17 protein-coding genes are annotated in these 16,906 nt (G+C 69.1%); 1 reads left to right on the top strand and 16 read right to left on the bottom strand.

From position 1 onward, the window contains the following. Positions 1-233 precede the first annotated feature (233 nt). From M4V62_RS26075 to M4V62_RS26015, 13 genes are all read right to left on the bottom strand, one after another. On the bottom strand, positions 234-1,850 hold the full coding sequence (locus M4V62_RS26075; protein ID WP_249589643.1) for a beta-N-acetylhexosaminidase: 1,617 nt from the start codon (positions 1,848-1,850) through the stop codon (positions 234-236). 97 nt (positions 1,851-1,947) lie between these two features. Then, positions 1,948-2,256, bottom strand: a complete 309-nt coding sequence (locus M4V62_RS26070; RefSeq protein WP_249589642.1) for a DUF3039 domain-containing protein — start codon at positions 2,254-2,256, stop codon at positions 1,948-1,950. Positions 2,257-2,346: 90 nt separating this feature from the next. After that, entirely contained in the window at positions 2,347-2,898 is a 552-nt protein-coding gene (locus M4V62_RS26065) for a hypothetical protein (RefSeq protein ID WP_249589641.1), read from the bottom strand. Further along, positions 2,895-3,659, bottom strand: a complete 765-nt coding sequence (locus M4V62_RS26060) for a hypothetical protein (protein WP_249589640.1) — start codon at positions 3,657-3,659, stop codon at positions 2,895-2,897. The genes M4V62_RS26065 and M4V62_RS26060 overlap by 4 nt, the downstream gene beginning before the upstream one ends. Beyond that, the gene (locus M4V62_RS26055; RefSeq protein ID WP_249589639.1) at positions 3,656-4,237 is read right to left on the bottom strand and encodes a hypothetical protein; all 582 of its coding nucleotides are present in this window, start codon (positions 4,235-4,237) and stop codon (positions 3,656-3,658) included. The genes M4V62_RS26060 and M4V62_RS26055 overlap by 4 nt, the downstream gene beginning before the upstream one ends. 13 nt (positions 4,238-4,250) lie before the next feature. Then, the gene (locus M4V62_RS26050) at positions 4,251-5,549 is read right to left on the bottom strand and encodes a putative T7SS-secreted protein (RefSeq protein ID WP_249589638.1); all 1,299 of its coding nucleotides are present in this window, start codon (positions 5,547-5,549) and stop codon (positions 4,251-4,253) included. Continuing rightward, entirely contained in the window at positions 5,546-5,860 is a 315-nt protein-coding gene (locus M4V62_RS26045; RefSeq protein ID WP_249589637.1) for a hypothetical protein, read from the bottom strand. Before M4V62_RS26045 ends, M4V62_RS26050 begins: the two co-directional genes overlap by 4 nt. A 182-nt stretch (positions 5,861-6,042) precedes the next feature. Next, complete coding sequence (locus M4V62_RS26040) at positions 6,043-6,732, bottom strand: hypothetical protein (RefSeq protein ID WP_249589636.1); 690 nt, start codon at positions 6,730-6,732, stop codon at positions 6,043-6,045. Beyond that, entirely contained in the window at positions 6,732-7,295 is a 564-nt protein-coding gene (locus M4V62_RS26035) for a hypothetical protein (protein WP_249589635.1), read from the bottom strand. The genes M4V62_RS26040 and M4V62_RS26035 overlap by 1 nt, the downstream gene beginning before the upstream one ends. A 146-nt stretch (positions 7,296-7,441) precedes the next feature. Further along, entirely contained in the window at positions 7,442-8,788 is a 1,347-nt protein-coding gene (locus M4V62_RS26030; protein WP_249589634.1) for a putative T7SS-secreted protein, read from the bottom strand. Then, complete coding sequence (locus tag M4V62_RS26025; RefSeq protein ID WP_249589633.1) at positions 8,785-9,105, bottom strand: WXG100 family type VII secretion target; 321 nt, start codon at positions 9,103-9,105, stop codon at positions 8,785-8,787. Before M4V62_RS26025 ends, M4V62_RS26030 begins: the two co-directional genes overlap by 4 nt. Before the next feature lie 43 nt (positions 9,106-9,148). Continuing rightward, a complete protein-coding gene (locus tag M4V62_RS26020) occupies positions 9,149-9,691 on the bottom strand; it encodes a hypothetical protein (protein ID WP_430626890.1) in 543 nt (180 codons plus the stop codon). 107 nt (positions 9,692-9,798) lie between these two features. Further along, positions 9,799-10,407 carry a YqgE/AlgH family protein gene (locus tag M4V62_RS26015; protein ID WP_249589631.1) on the bottom strand — a complete coding sequence of 203 codons (609 nt, stop codon included), beginning with the start codon at positions 10,405-10,407 and terminating at the stop codon, positions 9,799-9,801. A gap of 245 nt (positions 10,408-10,652) precedes the next feature. Here M4V62_RS26015 and murA point away from each other — a divergent pair, with 245 nt between their 5' ends. Continuing rightward, complete coding sequence (gene murA, locus M4V62_RS26010; protein WP_249589630.1) at positions 10,653-11,993, top strand: UDP-N-acetylglucosamine 1-carboxyvinyltransferase; 1,341 nt, start codon at positions 10,653-10,655, stop codon at positions 11,991-11,993. Positions 11,994-12,063: 70 nt separating this feature from the next. Here murA and M4V62_RS26005 read toward each other — a convergent pair whose 3' ends face one another. The 3 genes from M4V62_RS26005 to M4V62_RS25995 all read right to left on the bottom strand — a co-directional run bounded on the left by M4V62_RS26005 (position 12,064) and on the right by M4V62_RS25995 (position 16,836). Next, positions 12,064-12,345, bottom strand: coding sequence for an HU family DNA-binding protein (locus M4V62_RS26005; protein WP_016645140.1), 282 nt, complete (start codon positions 12,343-12,345; stop codon positions 12,064-12,066). Between the two features lie 295 nt (positions 12,346-12,640). Then, the gene (locus tag M4V62_RS26000; protein WP_249589629.1) at positions 12,641-14,074 is read right to left on the bottom strand and encodes an NAD-dependent malic enzyme; all 1,434 of its coding nucleotides are present in this window, start codon (positions 14,072-14,074) and stop codon (positions 12,641-12,643) included. 377 nt (positions 14,075-14,451) lie between these two features. Beyond that, positions 14,452-16,836, bottom strand: a complete 2,385-nt coding sequence (locus M4V62_RS25995; RefSeq protein ID WP_249589628.1) for a HelD family protein — start codon at positions 16,834-16,836, stop codon at positions 14,452-14,454. Positions 16,837-16,906 lie beyond the last annotated feature (70 nt).

Here is a 16,906-nt window from a genome sequence, read left to right as displayed (position 1 = left end):
CCGTACGGTACGTGCTCACAGCCCGGACGTGGCAACTCTGGCACATCTTCCCCGGCCCCCGGCGCGGGGGTCCGCTAGGAGCTATTCGTCCCCAGACCTGGGGGATGTGCCGGTTTCACACGCCCTCGGTGGTCAGCGGGAATTGCCACTCTTCGGTGACCCTTGTACGACTTTCGTCCGGCTGCCCACGCTCGCAGCGCGGGCAGCCCGACACACGGACGATCGGGTGCGCCTCACACGTTCGGGGGCGCCCCGTCGATCGGGCGTCCGAGCACACCCGGCCGCTTCTGCCACGGCAACGGGCCGCCGGGCGGGCGGTAGTCGACGCCGAGTGCGTCAAGTCGCGCGTAGTGCGGGGTCATTCGCCGCTCGAAGTCCGCGAAGTCGCGCTCGGCCGGTGCCGGGAGCGTGCTCCAGGCGACCTCGGCGAAGGCCGCGAGGCGCGGGAACACCTGGTAGTCCACACGTGCGTGGTACTCCATCACCTCGGTCCAGACGTTGGCCTGGGTACCGAGCACGTGCCGCGCCTCGTCCTCGGTCAGCTGCGGGGGCAGCGGCTCGAAGCGGTAGACGTCCTCAAGGGTGCGGACGAAGCCGATGGGCGCGGGTTCGTCGGGGCCGCCGTCCTGGCGGTGGTCCAAGTACACCTGCTGCTCGGGGCACATGACGACGTCGTGCCCTGCCTTGGCCGCCGCGATGCCACCCCCGTACCCGCGCCAGGACGACACGGTCGCCCCCTCGGCGAGACCGCCCTCCAGGATCTCGTCCCAGCCGATGAGCCGGCGCCCGCGCGCGGTCAGCCAGGAGTCGAAGTGCCGGATGAACCAGCTCTGAAGACCCTCCTCGTCACCGACCCCCAGCTCCTTGATGCGGGCCTGCGCGGTGGGCGACGCCTTCCACTGGTCCTTGGGGCATTCGTCTCCCCCGACATGGATGAAGGTGGAGGGAAAGAGTTCGAGCACCTCCTCGAACACCCCCTCGTAGAAGCGCAGGGTGTTCTCGGTCGGGGCGAGGACATTGGGATTGACGCCCCAGGTGTCCCAGACGCCGAGCGAGGAGGTGTCGACGACGTCGGTGTTGCCGAGCTCCGGGTAGGCGTGGATGGCGGCCTGCGAGTGCCCGGGGATGTCGATCTCGGGTACGACGGCGATGTGCCGTTCATGGGCGTACGCGACGATCTCGCGGATGTCGTCCTGCGTGTAGAAGCCGCCGTGCGGGGTGTCGTTCCACAGCTCGGACGCGCGGTGCCCCCACTTCGAGCGCGGCCGCCACGAACCGGCCTCCGTCAGCTTCGGGTGGCGCTTGATCTCGATGCGCCAGCCCTGGTCGTCGCTGAGGTGGAAGTGGAAGACGTTCAGCTTGTGGGCGGCGAGGAGGTCCAGATAGCGCAGGACGCCGTCCTTGGGCATGAAGTGCCGGGCCACGTCGAGCATCATGCCGCGCCATCCGAAGCGGGGGCTGTCCTCGATCAGGCACCCCGGTACGGCGTACCGCCCGGCCGCCCGCAGCGGGGCCCGCCGGAACGCCTCGGGGCCGGTGAGCTGGCGCAGGGTCTGCGCCCCCCAGAAGACGCCGGGCGCGGCGCCGCCGAGGATCTCCACGCCCGCCTCCCCCACGGTGAGGCGGTACGCCTCGGGCGCGAGGGAGTCGTCGATGCCCAGCGAGATGCCGCCGCCCTCGCCGGGCGCGAGCGGCAGGCCGAGCGCACCGCCGAGTGTGGCCCGCAGCCAGCGCTCGGTGGACTCGGTGCCGGGCCCGGCGCGCAGAGCGGTCGACGAGTCGAGGACGAAGCCTTCGGGACGCGGTCCCTCGGCGCGTGCGGGCGCCGGGATGAGTTGCTCAAAGGTCATGCGAGGGAATCTGCCACGCGATTGCGCAACGCAAAAGGGGCGTTGCGGCACACGCAACGCCCCTCAGCGAGAAGGCTCCGGCCGGCTCGGGTGTGGGCTACTTCTTGCCGCCGCCCTTGCCGTCCTTGCCGCCCTTGTCCTTGTCGCCACCGGCGCTCATGGACTCGTAGATCTCCTTGCACATGGGGCAGACGGGGTACTTCTTCGGGTCGCGACCCGGCACCCAGACCTTGCCGCAGAGCGCGACGACGGGCGTACCGTCGAGCGCGCTCGCCATGATCTTGTCCTTCTGGACATAGTGCGCATAGCGCTCGTGGTCGCCGTCACCGTGCGACACCTGTGGCGTCGGCTCTACGAGGGTCCCCGTACCTGCCCCGCGCTCGGGCTCGGGCTCAAGAGTGCTCATGGCATCCAAGGGTACCTACGCCCGACGGTTACGGGCATCGCCCGGGACCCGGGGCCCCGCGGAACGCCCACCCGGATCAGCCACCCGCATTCACTCCACCCACCGCAGGGAGTACGCGATCGCCTCGCACAAGTCACCCATGGGCCCCTCCGTGCCGCTGAGCGGCACGGAGAACGCGAGCAGCAGATAGCCCACACCGCCCGGCATCCGCACGTGGAAGTCCAGCGTCGTGTCCGTCGTCGCACGGACCGCGTCGCCCGCCGGCAGCTCCACCGCATCGACCCGCGAAGCGTCCCCCCTGCGCCGCGCGAGGGTCTGGGCCAACTCCCCCACCTCCGGGGCGAGCCCCGGCGGCGTGGGCAGCAGCGAGACCATCAGTGATGCGGGGTAGGCCGTGCCCTCGGGCGTCTCGGTCTTGAGGTAGAACTCCAACGCACCGTCCGCCGCGCCGCGTTCGGCGATGTTGCGCAGGGTCGTCCACAGGGACCGCCGCACCTCTTCGGGCGCGCTCCCGCTCCCGGACTCGCGGTCCACGAAGGTCTTCAGCTGGCCGCGCCACCGCTCCTGCGTCAGGTCGACGCGGAACCAGTCGCGGGGCACGAGGATCCGGTAGTCCGACGGCGGCGCCACGGTGTCGCTCACGCGTCCGTGTCCCGGTCCGGGATGATCAACGGCTCGCCGTCGGCCTCGAACAGGCGGATGCTGCTCACTATGTTCCCGAACATCGTCGAGAACTGGTCCCAGCCGACCTGCGTGGGCGTCCCCAGCTCCATCACCAGGGTCGTCCCGTTCGGCAGCGGGACGTAGACGCGGATGAACGACGTCGGGATCCTGATGCCGTCCGGGGACTCGGTCAGCTCACCGGTGACCTTGTCGACGCGCGTGCCCACGCAGGACACCGCGGGGCCGCACGGCAGCAGGATCTCCCTGACCTCGCCCGCGTCGTCACGGCGCAGGCTGGACGCGATCGCCGCGAGGGGGTCCGCGTCCTCGTCCTCGGGGCTGTCGACCAGGGCCGCGTAGACCGTGGCGCTGCACGGGTCGTCGCCGACCGCGCCCACGGCGATGGCCGCGTACTCGGCCCCGGCCTCCAGCAGGTCGTCGATGCCGAGCGCGCAGATGACCGCGAGCTTGAGCATGTCCTCGTCCTCGGCACCGGGCAGCGCCTTCGCCGCGAGCTCCTCCAGGAGGCGGGCCCCTTCGTCCTCGTCCTCCTCGTGGAGGGGGAGGTCGTGGAAGATCTCCGGCATCACCCAGCGGACGTGGATGCCGTCGGAGTCGATGCGGGCACCGGCGTCGGCATCGGGCCCGGCGTTCTGCGCAGGGATCGTCGCCTCGAACCGCAACGGCTCGTAGGGAGGGGCCGCCGGGGACGTCGTGGCTGCTGGGGATTGCGTGGTCACTTGGCGCCGTTGCTTTCCGGGAGCGGTGGGATGGGGAGTTCGGGGGCCTCGGGGAAGAACTTCCGGGAGGTGGCGTACATGCCGTAGTACGGGTAGAGGCGGGGGATGTCGGCGCCGCCCCTGCGGGCGATGCCGACGATCTTCCGGTAGAGGCGGACCCGGCAGCGCATGTTCCGCAGGGTCGGATCGGCCGCATCGGGGCCGCGCAGGCGGTAGGCCACCCCGATCGAAGCCAGCAGGAGCAGTGCGTCCACGCAGAAGAAGGCGATCTGGAACGGCCTGGGCCTCAGGGACGCGACGAGATCCCAGAACGGCCACGCCCCGACCCCGAAGACGAACAGCGGCACGGCGAGGAAACAGCCGACAAGGCTCCCCTTCTCCGTGTCCCGCCGCCGCTGGAACATCAGCCAGTGCACGGCCCGGTCGTCGAGGAAGTCGAACCGCACGGCACGCCCGTACGCCTCGGCCGCCTCCCGTGCCGCGGGCACGGCGGAGATGACCGACGAGGGAACCAGCTCGTGCTCGGTCCCGTTGTCGTCGACGAACCTGCCGCGCGCCATGACGTGGTAATCGCTCATCGGCCCGCTCCTCCTACCCGGCCGGGGCCAGCGAGGAGTGGAACGACGACGAGGAAGGGCTCGGGCTCGGCCCCGGCTTCGGAGACGGCGTGGGCGTCGGCGTGCCCGGGGTCGACGGTGTGGTCGGCGGCGCGCTCGGCCTCGGTCCCGGACCCGGGTGCGGGGTGATGGGGTGGGTCTTGCCGTCGTCCGGGCCCATGGCTTCCTTCAGCCTGAGGAGGGACGTCACGTAGAGGTTCCCCAGGGCGGCACCCTTGATGTAGCGGGTGACGACCTCCGGGTTCCAGCCTCCGGCCGGCAGCTTGGGCGTGGTGATGCCGCGCTTGGCGAGCATCTTGGACGCGAAGCCGACGCCCTTGTTGATGTTCTTCACGGCGAAGCCGTTGGTGAACGCGCCCCAGACGCCCTTGCCCGCTCCGGCGAGGCGGGCGCCCTTGGCGGCCGCGGTGAGCCCCTTCAGGGCGCCGAGCCCGGGGATGATGCCGAGGACGTCGATGCCGATCGCCAGCAGGTCGAGTTTCCCGCCGCGCGCGAAGACGTCGTACAGCCGGCCGGACAGGGCCGTGGCACTCATCGCGGCCCCGACACCGACCAGGACGATCGCCAGGGTGCCGCCCGACAGGACGATCGCCGCGACGAGCGCCGCCACCGCCAGGACCGTGGCCGCGGCCGTGAACCAATCGGCGTGGTCCGCGATCCAGTTCATGAATCCGCCCGGGTCACGCACGCCGTCGTGGTGGATCACGTTCTTGATCTTCTTGGCCGCCGCGCTCGCGGCGTCGTCACGGATCTCGACCGCTTCCATGATCTTGCCGCGGTGCTGAGCCATGATCGTCGTGGCGTCGTCGCGTTTCTTCTGCTGCTTCGTCCGGTCGACCGAGTCCTCCTTGGAGGAGGGCACCGTCCCCTCGGTCTTGTCCAGCTCCTTCAGCGCGGCCTTCTGCTCGACCTCCGCCTTGCGGAACTCCTCAAGGGCCTTGTCCGCCATGCGCTGCGCGCGGTGCAGCTCGCTGGCGTACTCCTTGGACTCGCCTTCCCTGACCTTGGTACCCAGGGCGTCGGCGGCCTCGTCATAGCGGTCGAACGCCTTCTTCAGGCGCCCCGCCGTGTCACCCGCGACCTCGTGGAAGGCGCGCCCCGCGTCACTGTCCCAGCTCTCGACCGACGCCAGCGCCTTGATGTTCCGCGCCTGCTTGTCGATCTCCTCGGCCATGCCGCGCAGCTTCTTGCCCAGGCGCGCGACCTCGTACGGGTCGCCCGGCACGGGATCGGAGTCGTAGAGAGGAGTCCAGTCGCTCGGCCGCCCGCTCACTTCGCACCCTTCTTGTCGCTCTTCTTCGCGTCCCGGAGCGCATTGGCGAGCTCGTGGTCGATGTCCTCGTACGCCTTGGCCGCATCGGCGGTGATCTTGGCGAGGTTCTCGATGTCCTTGTTCAGCTTCTTGCGCGTCTTCTTCCAGGTGCTGGAGAAGTCGTCGAAGATCTCGCGCAGCTTGTCGCTGCCCAAGTCCTTCTCGTAGCCGTCGGAGGGGTCGCCGTTCTCCTTGAACTCACGGTGGATGCGGTAGAGCGACTCCGAGCAATCCTTGATGAGATCGAGGTCGTACCTGGTCCTGTCCGACACGACTCAGACCCCCCACGCGAACGAAGCCGCCACGAGGGCAGGCAACTTGGGCGGATTGCGGCGCTTCACGGTCAACCCCCGTATGCAAGACGTCAAGTACGCGTCAGGACGCTATCCGTGTGACTCGTGGTTGCGCTACCGGGAACGGCCTTGGGGCGCTGACCTGTCAGTTAAGGGACGGATCATCCGGATACATCGTCCAGAGGATTCTCGAAGCTGACGAGCTCGGCGATCTGATGGAGCAGGCGCCGGTAGTCCTCGCGCCGCTCGACAGCCATCGTGCACATGGCGAGCACCACCAGGCGTCTGCCGTCCGGATGCGGAAGATGGGCGTGCACCTGGAGGAGGGGCTCCTGGGGGAGACCGGTGCCCGCCGTGAGGATACGTACGGACTCACTGAGGGTGGCCGGGCCGCACGGCAGGTCGAGGTACTCGATGCGGGTGTGGTGCCCTGCGGGGGTGACGGTGCGGGCCGCGGTGACGGCGGGGGGCGCCACGGCTGTGTCACGCCACGAGAGGGTGAAGAAGGACAGCAGTGGCTGCCCGCTGCTCCCGCCCTCGCCCGGATCGGCCACATCATCGCGATGCAGGCCGATCGAACAGTGGACGGTGCCGACTTCACAGAGGGCTGCCAGCAGCTGCTGCCCTGAGGCAAGTTGCGCCACGAAGCGCTCGCGGGCGGTTTCGTCGGGGGCCGCATCCAGGAGCGGGCCGAGAGCGGCACGCAGCCCGTCGGCGCCAGGACCGTCGGGCGGGTGGTTCAGCAGCGCGGCCATTGGGATCGCCGTGAACCCGGCGGGTTCGGCGAACCAGACATCGGCGCCGGGGTCCTCGGCGGACGCGTCGAGCATGAATCGGGGAGCGGCGGTCATCACATCCCGTCCTGCAGCACGGGGTCGGGCACCTTCGCCCCGGCCCGACGGGCCCGCTCGAGCGCGGCGGGGCTCGCGTCCCAGCCGACCGGGGCAGCCTTCCAGCTGGGCCGGGCCGGACGCTGGTAGAGGAAGTGCAACCGCTTGGGCGCCGCGCCCCGTCGACCCGGCGCCGCGATAACGGCGTAGAAGCGGGGGTCACCCGCGAACCACAGGGGTTCGATCTGAGCCTTCAGCTCAGGCTTGGTCTTGTTCGTCCCGAAGCGCCTCATCCACCAGAACGTGCGCATGTTGGCCATGAAGAGCAACGGGATCTGAACACCCGGTTTCTCCGGATTGGGCAGCTCGTACCACATTTCGTCCTCCTGGGCATCGGGGTGCTTGTTCCGGCCCCGGGGGACGTCCTTGAGGTGCTGCCAGGGGTATTGGGCGAGGACGCGTTGCATGTTGAGGGACCAGGGAAAGTAGCCGATCTGAAGGACGGCACGGAAGGTCGCGTAGAGCAGGAGAGGCAGGAAGAACAGGAAATAGCCCTGCGACAGAAAAACGACAGGGACAGCCAAGGACCCCACCCAGACCGCGATCCAACCGATTAGACGAGCAACGATCAAGATCATGTGCCAGATCCAGGCGTTACGGGTTGGGGGGTGGTCCCAAGCAGTCGGATAGTCGGTGGGATGCATGTGAGCAGCTTTCCGTTCGCAGCGGATCAGTGGAAGACATGCCGGGCGATATCAACGAGACTGCCACCGTCGACACCAAGTCTGGTGCCATCGATACCGGCCACGGCACCGTCCTTGATTCCGTCATCGTCGGCATCCACGGCCTTCATCACCAGCCCGAATCCTGCGGTGCCGACGCCAACCGCAGCTGAAGTGACCTCAACGGTCCTGGCGATCGGTTCGGCACGCGCACCCCTGATCGTGAGGCCCAGCAGGGAATTGTCCAGGCTGGAGATGGTCCTAGCGTGCTCCATGGTGGATGCTCCCGCATTGGCCAATCGACTGCCGAGGCTGATGGCCTCCCCCGCCGCGTCGACACCACGCACCGCCGCCTGGCCCCCCTTCCAGGCGGCGCCAAGTCCAGGCAGGGCACCGAGGGCGTCACCACCGACCGTGACGAGATTGCTCCAGAAGTCGGTGTCGAGCTCACCCTTGCTGAAGCCGTCTTTGAGTGACGCCCACACCGTGGGGTCCTGGGTGACCCGCAAGGCCAGCGCCGTCGCGCTCAACGCCGCCGCAGCCAACAGCAACACCGCAGCAGCCGTCCCGCCCGTCAACACGAACAACGCCACAAGCCCGACGACGGCGGCCACAGTGCTCAGGATGTCGGGCAGGTTCTCCTTGACCCAGTCCATTGCCTTGTCGAACCAGCCCGGCTCGTGCGGCGCCAGTTTGCCCGTCGCGTCGCGGATCTTGCCCGCCCGGAATCCGGACCTCGCCTCATGCTCGTACGCAAGGTCGCGGGCCTTCTTCAGAATCCGATCGAGTTCCGCCTGGGCATCATCCACTTTGCCGTTGGCGCGCGTCCTCTCCTTCTTCGCGTCGTCCTGCCGGGTGCCCTTCTTGTCCAGGTCAGGGTCATTGCCCGCGGTGTCCGCCCGCCCCTGCGCCGCCTCCAACGCGGCTCGTGCTTCCTTCGCGTCCGCGTTCAGGCGTTTCGCACGGCCCTGGTAATCATCGAGCTCGTCGTGCCAGCGATTCAGGTGCTTGGCGGCCTTACTGATGGAGTTCGCCGCGTTCTGCAAGTTCTTCGGCAGCGGACCACCGTCGATCTGCTCACGGAAGGCGACCGCCGCGTCGCCTTTCCAATAGCTGCCGTCCATCAGTTTCGTGACCACGCCATGCGTCTCATGGAGAACTTCGGCGCAACTGGTCAGCTTCTTGTGCAGCGCCTTGACGATGTCGCAGTCGCCAGGAACCGGGTTGAATCCCAGGTCCGGGTAATGGGGGTTCGGGATGTCCGGGGAGGACTTCAGGCCTTGCGGCAGAGGACCGTTCCTGGCGGCGGGCGAACCGGCGAAGGGGTCACTCTCGGTACCCGGCGTGACTGTCACTTCGAGCCCCCGGCGCTCTTGCCCTTCCCCTTCTCCTTCAGGTTCTCCTCCAGGGCTTTGTCGACCTCGCGGTAGGCGTCCTTGCTCTTGTCGATGATCTTGGCAAGATCTTCGCTCTGCTCACCGATCTGCTCCGTGCCGTACTTCCAGTCGTCCTGGAAGTCCTCGCACGCGGAGTCGAGGTCATCGGTGCCGAGGCCTGTGATGGTCGCCTCGCTCAGCGCCTTGTGCAGCCCTTTCAACGAGTCATTCGACTTGTTGAGCAGCTTCATGAAGTTCTCGAGCTCGTCCCCGTCGACCTTCAACTTGTCGGCCATTGCCACCTCTTGAAGCTTCCCGCCGCATCGCGCGAGGGCAGGATCAGCGGTTGATGGACTGGATCTCCTGAACGATGACATCCTGGTCAGCACCGAACTGCCCGTCCGGAAGCTTCTGTTGACCGTTGACGCCGGTGCCGGTCCAGTTGATTTTCCAGGTCACGGTGGCCTTGAGGGCATACGCCCCGTCTCCCGAGGAGCGCAGGTACTTCACCCCGCACGAGGGAGTCTCGTCGGCCTTGCCCTTGGCATACGCCTCACCGATCCGGGCGCTCTCTTTACCGTCCGGGATGAAGCTGTCCCACCAATACCCCTCGCCGGCCGTCTTCTTGTTGAAGTCCTTGTAGGGCTCGCCGTTGACGTAACGGTGGCGCTGTGACAGATCCCACTCATGACCGGTGGACCCGGCCTCCCAGATCGGCTCCAGCTTCTTCTGGAGCTGGGCCGGGCTGTACGCGGGGGCGTAGTAGCAAGGCGGTGGGGTCCAGGTGGAGGTCGAAGCCACGGGCCCGACGGCCTTGCCCGTGCCGTTCTTGGAAGGGTCATAGACGACTGCCGCGGAGATCGTGCCGTCCTCGCACGGAATTACGGCCTCCCCCGGCGCAAGACGAAGTCCTCTGCCACTCGACGGACGGCATGGCTGATACCCCGCAGCTCGTTCGCTCGGCGTGGATGAGATCCCCTCGGCGACGCTCAGTTCAACGACGGATCATCCGGATACGTCGCCACCATCGCCAGCTCGCTCCGCTGTCTCCGCAGCACCGCGCGCCACAGTCGTTCCGGGTCCGGGGACGACACGTCGCCCGGCTCGGACTCCACCACGTACCAGGCGCCCTCGACGAGCTCGTCCTCCAGCTGGCCCGGGCCCCAGCCCGCGTACCCGGCGAAGATCCGCAGGGAGCCGAGCGCGGGGGCCAGGAGTTCGGGGGGTGTGTCCAGGTCGACCAGGCCGATCGCGCCGTGCACGCGGCGCCAGCCGATCGGTTCTCCTCTGGCGGGGCGCAGCCTGGATCCGGGGGACGCGCCCTCCTCGCCGGGGATCACCGCCACTCCGAGCGCCGAGTCGAGCGAGACGGGGCCGCCCTGGAAGACGACTCCCGGCGCCCCGGCCAGATCGCCCCAGCCCTCCAGGATGTCCGCGACGTCCACCGGCGTGGGCCGGTTGAGGACCACGCCGAGCGAGCCCTCCTCGTCGTGGTCGAGGAGCAGCACCACCGCGCGGTCGAAGTTCGGGTCCGCCAGGGCAGGCGTGGCCACGAGCAGCCGCCCTGTGAGCGAGGACACCTCGGTCATGAACGACATGATCCCGCATCTTTGCCCCGCGGGGGGAGGCAATGCCCGTACAGGAGTGAATGCAGCTCAGGGGCGCACAGGCGCGTCTGGAGCGCACACTTTCGCCGGTGACCCGGAGTGTCCGGTTCCGAACGGTTCGTGTTGTCGCGAACTCCTGACGCGGTTTACGCGTCCTCAGCCTTACGGAAGGGGGGTACGCGCCCATTACGCTTGCCCTTTGGTCCACCCGTCCATCCAATCGGAACGCGAGATTCATGACCGTCACCGACGATGTACTGCTTGTCCACGGCGGAACCCCGCTGGAGGGCGAGATCCGTGTCCGCGGCGCGAAGAACCTCGTGCCCAAGGCCATGGTCGCCGCGCTGCTCGGCAGCGCTCCGAGCAGGCTGCGCAATGTCCCCGACATCCGCGACGTCCGCGTCGTACGCGGACTCCTGCAGCTGCATGGCGTGACGGTCCGCCCCGGTGAGGAGCCGGGCGAGCTGGTCATGGACCCCTCGCACGTGGAGAGTGCCAACGTCGCGGACATCGACGCCCACGCCGGGTCGTCGCGCATCCCGATTCTCTTCTGCGGGCCGCTCCTGCACCGCCTCGGGCACGCCTTCATCCCCGGCCTCGGCGGCTGCGACATCGGCGGCCGGCCGATCGACTTCCACTTCGAGGTGCTCCGCCAGTTCGGCGCCACCATCGAGAAGCGCGAGGGCGGCCAGTATCTGGAGGCCCCGCAGCGGCTGCGCGGCACGAAGATCCAGCTGCCGTACCCGTCCGTGGGCGCCACCGAGCAGGTCCTGCTGACCGCCGTACTGGCGGAAGGCGTCACCGAGCTCTCGAACGCCGCCGTCGAACCTGAGATCGAAGACCTCATCTGCGTCCTGCAGAAGATGGGCGCGATCATCGCGATGGACACCGACCGGACCATAAGGGTCACCGGTGTCGACAGCCTGGGCGGCTACGACCACTCCGCCCTCTCAGACCGCCTGGAGGCCGCCTCCTGGGCTTCCGCGGCCCTGGCGACCGAAGGCAACATCTACGTCCGCGGCGCCCAGCAGCGCTCGATGATGACGTTCCTGAACACCTACCGGAAGGTGGGCGGTGCCTTCGAGATCGACGACGAGGGCATCCGCTTCTGGCACCCGGGCGGCTCGCTCAACGCGATCGCCCTGGAGACGGACGTGCACCCCGGCTTCCAGACGGACTGGCAGCAGCCGCTGGTCGTCGCCCTGACGCAGGCCGCGGGCCTGTCGATCGTGCACGAGACGGTGTACGAGTCGCGGCTCGGATTCACCTCCGCGCTCAACCAGATGGGCGCACACATCCAGCTCTACCGCGAGTGCCTGGGTGGCTCGCACTGCCGATTCGGCCAGCGGAACTTCCTCCACTCGGCGGTCGTCAGCGGCCCCACGAAGCTCCAGGGCGCCGATCTGGTCATTCCCGACCTGCGCGGCGGCTTCTCGTACCTCATCGCGGCCCTGGCGGCGCAGGGGACGTCCCGCGTCCACGGCATCGACCTGATCAACCGCGGCTACGAGAACTTCATGGACAAGCTCGTGGAGCTCGGCGCGAAGGTGGAGCTGCCCGGCAGGGCGACGCTGTAGTCCGCCTGACAGCACGCAGAAGGGGCGGCCACCCGGTTGGGTGGCCGCCCCTTCTATGTACTGCCTGAGGCTACTTGCCCTTGGCGGCTTCCTTGAGCTTGGAGCCCGCCGAAACCTTGACGCTGTAGCCGGCCGGGATGTTGATCGGCTCGCCGGTCTGCGGGTTCCGGGCGGTGCGAGCGGCACGGTGGGTGCGCTCGAAGGTCAGGAAGCCGGGGATGGTGACCTTCTCGTCGCCCTTGGCAACGATCTCGCCGACGGTCTCGGCGAACGCGGCCAGCACGGCGTCGGCGTCCTTGCGGGTCACCTCGGCGCGGTCGGCCAGCGCGGCCACCAGCTCACTGCGGTTCATGTTTGTACTCCCGTGTTCTTCTTGCCGTTGAGGCGTGCCACGCGGCGGAGCCGCATGATGGGCACAGCGAAGCCGATGCTGCCAGGGTCCTCGGTCAGGCCCCGGACCCGGGTCCGTCATCCGGACCCTCGCGCCCAGAAAGGCATCCTGCCCCCACCTGCGGCGGGAAAGCCAATCCGGGGCCCCTGGGGGTCACACGAAAAGCTTCACCGCCCCTGGAAGGTGGCAGTCGGGGGCGCGCTTCCACGCCACCCTAGAGGGCCCTGAGGACCCCTGCGTTCCGCGACGCGCCGTACTACTGGGCCGTGGCGCCTGTCACAGCCACCCCAGCCGCCTTCGCCGCGGTGCGCACCGCATCGGCGACCGCGCCCGCGACCTTGTCGTTGAAGACGCTGGGGATGATGTAGTTCGGGTTGAGCTCGTCCTCGGCGACGACGTCCGCGAGGGCGCCTGCCGCCGCCAGCATCATCTCCGTGTTGACGGTGCGCGACTGGGCGTCGAGCAGGCCGCGGAAGACGCCGGGGAAGACCAGGACGTTGTTGATCTGGTTCGGGAAGTCCGAGCGGCCCGTGGCCACAACTGCCGCCGTCTGGCGGGCGATCGCGGGGTCCACCTCGGGGTCCGGGTTCGCGAGAGCGAACACGATGGCGCCTTCGGCCATGGCCGCGACGTCGTCGGCTCCCAGGACGTTCGGAGCCGACACGCCGATGAAGACGTCGGCGCCGACGACCGCTTCCTTGAGGGTGCCACGGGCGCCCTCGGGGTTGGTGTTGTCGGCGATCCAGCGCAGCGGCGAGTCCGGCGCGGCGTCCACGAGGTCCTCGCGGTCCGCGTGCACGACACCGTGGATGTCGGCCACGACGGCGTGCTTGACGCCCGCCGCGATGAGCAGTTTGAGGATGGCCGTACCGGCCGCGCCCGCACCGGACATGACGACCCGTACGTCGCCGATGCCCTTGCCCACCACGCGAAGTGCGTTGGTCAGCGCGGCGAGCACGACGATCGCGGTGCCGTGCTGGTCGTCGTGGAAGACGGGGATGTCCAGGGCCTCGCGCAGGCGGGCCTCGATCTCGAAGCAGCGCGGCGCCGAGATGTCCTCGAGGTTGATGCCCGCGAAGCCGGGGGCGATGGCTTTGACGATCGCGACGATCTCGTCGGTGTCCTGGGTGTCCAGGCACAGCGGCCAGGCGTCGATGCCCGCGAAGCGCTTGAAGAGGGCCGCCTTGCCCTCCATGACGGGCAGCGCGGCCTTCGGGCCGATGTTCCCGAGCCCGAGGACGGCCGAACCGTCCGTTACGACCGCAACGGAGTTGCGCTTGATGGTGAGGCGGCGCGCGTCCTCGGGATTCTCGGCGATCGCCATGCACACGCGGGCCACGCCCGGGGTGTAGATCATGGAGAGGTCGTCACGGTTCCTGATGGGGTGCTTCGACTGCATCTCGATCTTGCCGCCGAGGTGCATCAGGAACGTACGGTCGGAGACCTTGCCGACGGTGACGCCCTCGATGGTGCGCAGCTGCGCGACGATCTCGTCGCCGTGCGTCGTGGAGGTCGCCGCGATCGTGACGTCGATCCGGAGTGCCTCATGGCCGGAAGCCGTGACGTCGAGGCCGGTCACCGAGCCTCCGTGGGACTCGACGGCCGTGGTGATCTGGGAGACCGCGGTGCCGCTCGCGGGCACCTCCAACCGGACCGTGTTCGAGTAGGAGACGCTGGGCGCCGTTGCCATGGCCGACTTCCTCTGCTTTCACCGTGTTGCTCTTGCCGTCCGATCGTCGCACCTACCACTGAGTACGTGGTAGCCGCCTCGGATTGCGAACTTTTCGTTCACTGGCTTTTCGGAAACTAGTTTCCACCATACGAGAAGTAGGGGGGCGCCGGTAGGGGGAAACGGAAACCGGTGGTTGAAACCGAAAGAGGCCCTCGTCACGTGGTGACGAGGGCCTCTCCCTACGTTGATGACACCGACCCGCCATGCTCGCCTCGCGGCAAGTGGTCGCTCGTAGCGACGAAGGTTGGGCCCGGGGGCTTGGATCGGGCCGGTGCCACATCAACGGTAACAAACGATCCCCGTAAGGCAATTCCCGTCCCGACAACTCTCTGAAGTCATTCTCGGAGCAGGTCCGGAACCCCGTCCCCGTCCGGGTCGTCGCGCTCGCCGGACAGGACCGTCAGTTGCTGCGTGGCGCGCGTCAGCGCCACGTACAGGACCCGCAGGCCCGCCGGGGACTCGTCCGCGATCTCCGCGGGCGTGACGACCACCGTCGCGTCGTACTCCAGGCCCTTGGCCTCCAGGCTGCCCAGCGCGACCACCCGGCCGCCGAGCCCGTCGAGCCATTTGGCCGCCTGCTCGCGGCGGTTCATCGCCACGACGACGCCGACGGTGCCGTCCACCTGGTCAAGGAGCCGCGCCGCCTCCTCGCGCACCGAAGCGCCGAGGTCCTTGTCGCGTACGACGGCGAAGCGGGGCTTGACTCCGGTGGACCGGACGGCCGACGGCGACTCGGAGCCCGGCATCGCGAGCGCGAGCACCTTGGCCGCGAGGTCGGCGATCTCGGCGGGGTTGCGGTAGTTGACGGTCAGCGTGAAGCGGCGGCGCGGGCGGCTGCCCAGGGCCTCGTCGCGGGCGGCGGCCGCCTCGTCCGGGTCGGACCAGGAGGACTGGGCGGGGTCGCCGACGATCGTCCACGTGGCGTGCCGTCCCCTGCGGCCGACCATGCGCCACTGCATGGGCGTCAGGTCCTGCGCCTCGTCGACGATGACGTGGGCGTACTCGGTGCGCTCCGCAGCGAGCCGCTCGGCGCGTTCGCGCTGGGACTCCTCGCGCTGCGGCATCAGTTCGTCGAGGCCCGTGAGCAGGTCGAGGGGGTCGAGATCCTTCTTCTTGCGGGGCTTGGGCGGCGTACCGAGAATCGACTGGAGCTCGTCGATGAGCGCCACGTCGTGCACGGACAGGGCGTCGCGCTTGAGGGAGCGGGCGACCTTGCGGACCTCGCCCGGGTTCAGGACGCGGCGCGCCCAGCGGCCGAGGCGCCGCTCGTCGCCCATCGCGGAGAGCACGGAGCGCGGGGTGAGTTCGGGCCACCAGGCGTCCAGGAAGCGGATGAAGTCGTCCTCGGAGGTGATGTCCTCGTCGAAGGACGAGCGCAGCTCGGCGGCGAGCTCCGGGTCGCTGTGCCGGCCCGCGGAGCCCGACTGCGACCACAGGGCGTCCAGGAGGAGCTTGCGGGCGCGCGGGCGCAGGAGGTTGACGGGGGCCGTGCCGCTGAGCGCGTTGCGGCGGATGCGGCCCAGGGCGTCGGCCTCCAGCTCCAGGCGGCGGCCGAAGGCGACCACACGCAGCCGCGTGGGGGGCTCGGCGGGGATCTGGGGCCCCTCGTCGTCGTCCTCTTCGCCGAGGTCCCCGAAGTCCCCGAAGGACAGCTGGCCGCCCTGTGCGGGAGCCTTGGCCGCTGCGCCCGCCCCGCCCGCAGTGCCCTCAAGGGCGCCCCGCGCCGCCTTGCGCAGGACGTGCAGCATCCGGGACGAGCCCTTGACCCGGGCCACCGCGGGCGAGTCGTAGACCGTGGCCTCCACCGCGCCGGACGCGTCGTCGGCCAGCGCGCCCACCGCGCGGATCGCGACCTGGCCCTCCTCGCCGAGGGAGGGCAGCACGCCCTCCGTGTAGGCCACGAGCAGCGGGGTCGGCGAGACGATGAGGATGCCGCCCGCGTACCGGCGGCGGTCCTGGTAGAGCAGGTAGGCCGCGCGGTGCAGGGCCACGGCGGTCTTGCCGGTGCCGGGGCCGCCCTCGACGTACGTCACCGACGCGGCGGGCGCACGGATCACCATGTCCTGCTCGGCCTGGATCGACGCCACGATGTCCCGCATCGTGTGGCTGCGGGCCTGGCCGAGCGCCGCCATCAGGGCGCCGTCGCCGATGACCGGCAGGCTCTCGCCGTTCAGGGTCGCCGTGAGCTCCGGGCGCATCAGGTCGTCCTCGACGCCGAGGACCTTGCGGCCCTTGGAGCGGATGACCCGGCGGCGCACGACGCGGCCGGGGTCGACCGGCGTCGAGCGGTAGAAGGGCGCCGCGGCCGGGGCCCGCCAGTCGATGACCAGCGGGGAGTAGTCGGCGTCCAGGACGCCGATGCGGCCGATGTGCAGGGTCTCGGCGATCTGGGCGGTGTTGTTCTCGCTCACCGCGTCCTCGGCGGGCTCGACCGACGTGTACGCGCCGTCCGGGCCCTTCTTGCCGTCCTTGCCGAGCAGCAGGTCGATCCGCCCGAAGAGGAAGTCCTCGAACTCGCTGTTGAGCCGGTTGAGATGCACCCCCGCGCGGAACACCTGCGCGTCCCGCTCGGCGAGCGCGCCGGGCGTGCCGACCTGGGAGCGCTTGGCCGCGTCGGTCATGAGGAACTCGGCCTCGTGGATCTTCTCCTCGAGACGCCGGTAGACCTGGTCGAGATGTTCTTGTTCGACGCTGATCTCACGGTCGCGTACGTCGGCCACCGAGGCCCCTTTCCGGACGTGCAGCTGCCCTATTGAGCAGCCGTCTACCGTACGCGAAAGGGGACCCCTC

Origin of the sequence: Streptomyces durmitorensis (genome assembly GCF_023498005.1) — a bacterium.
GTDB lineage: Bacteria > Actinomycetota > Actinomycetes > Streptomycetales > Streptomycetaceae > Streptomyces > Streptomyces durmitorensis.
The sequence above is the reverse complement of the archived record's forward strand: the minus strand, read 5'-3'. Positions and strand labels throughout refer to the sequence as shown.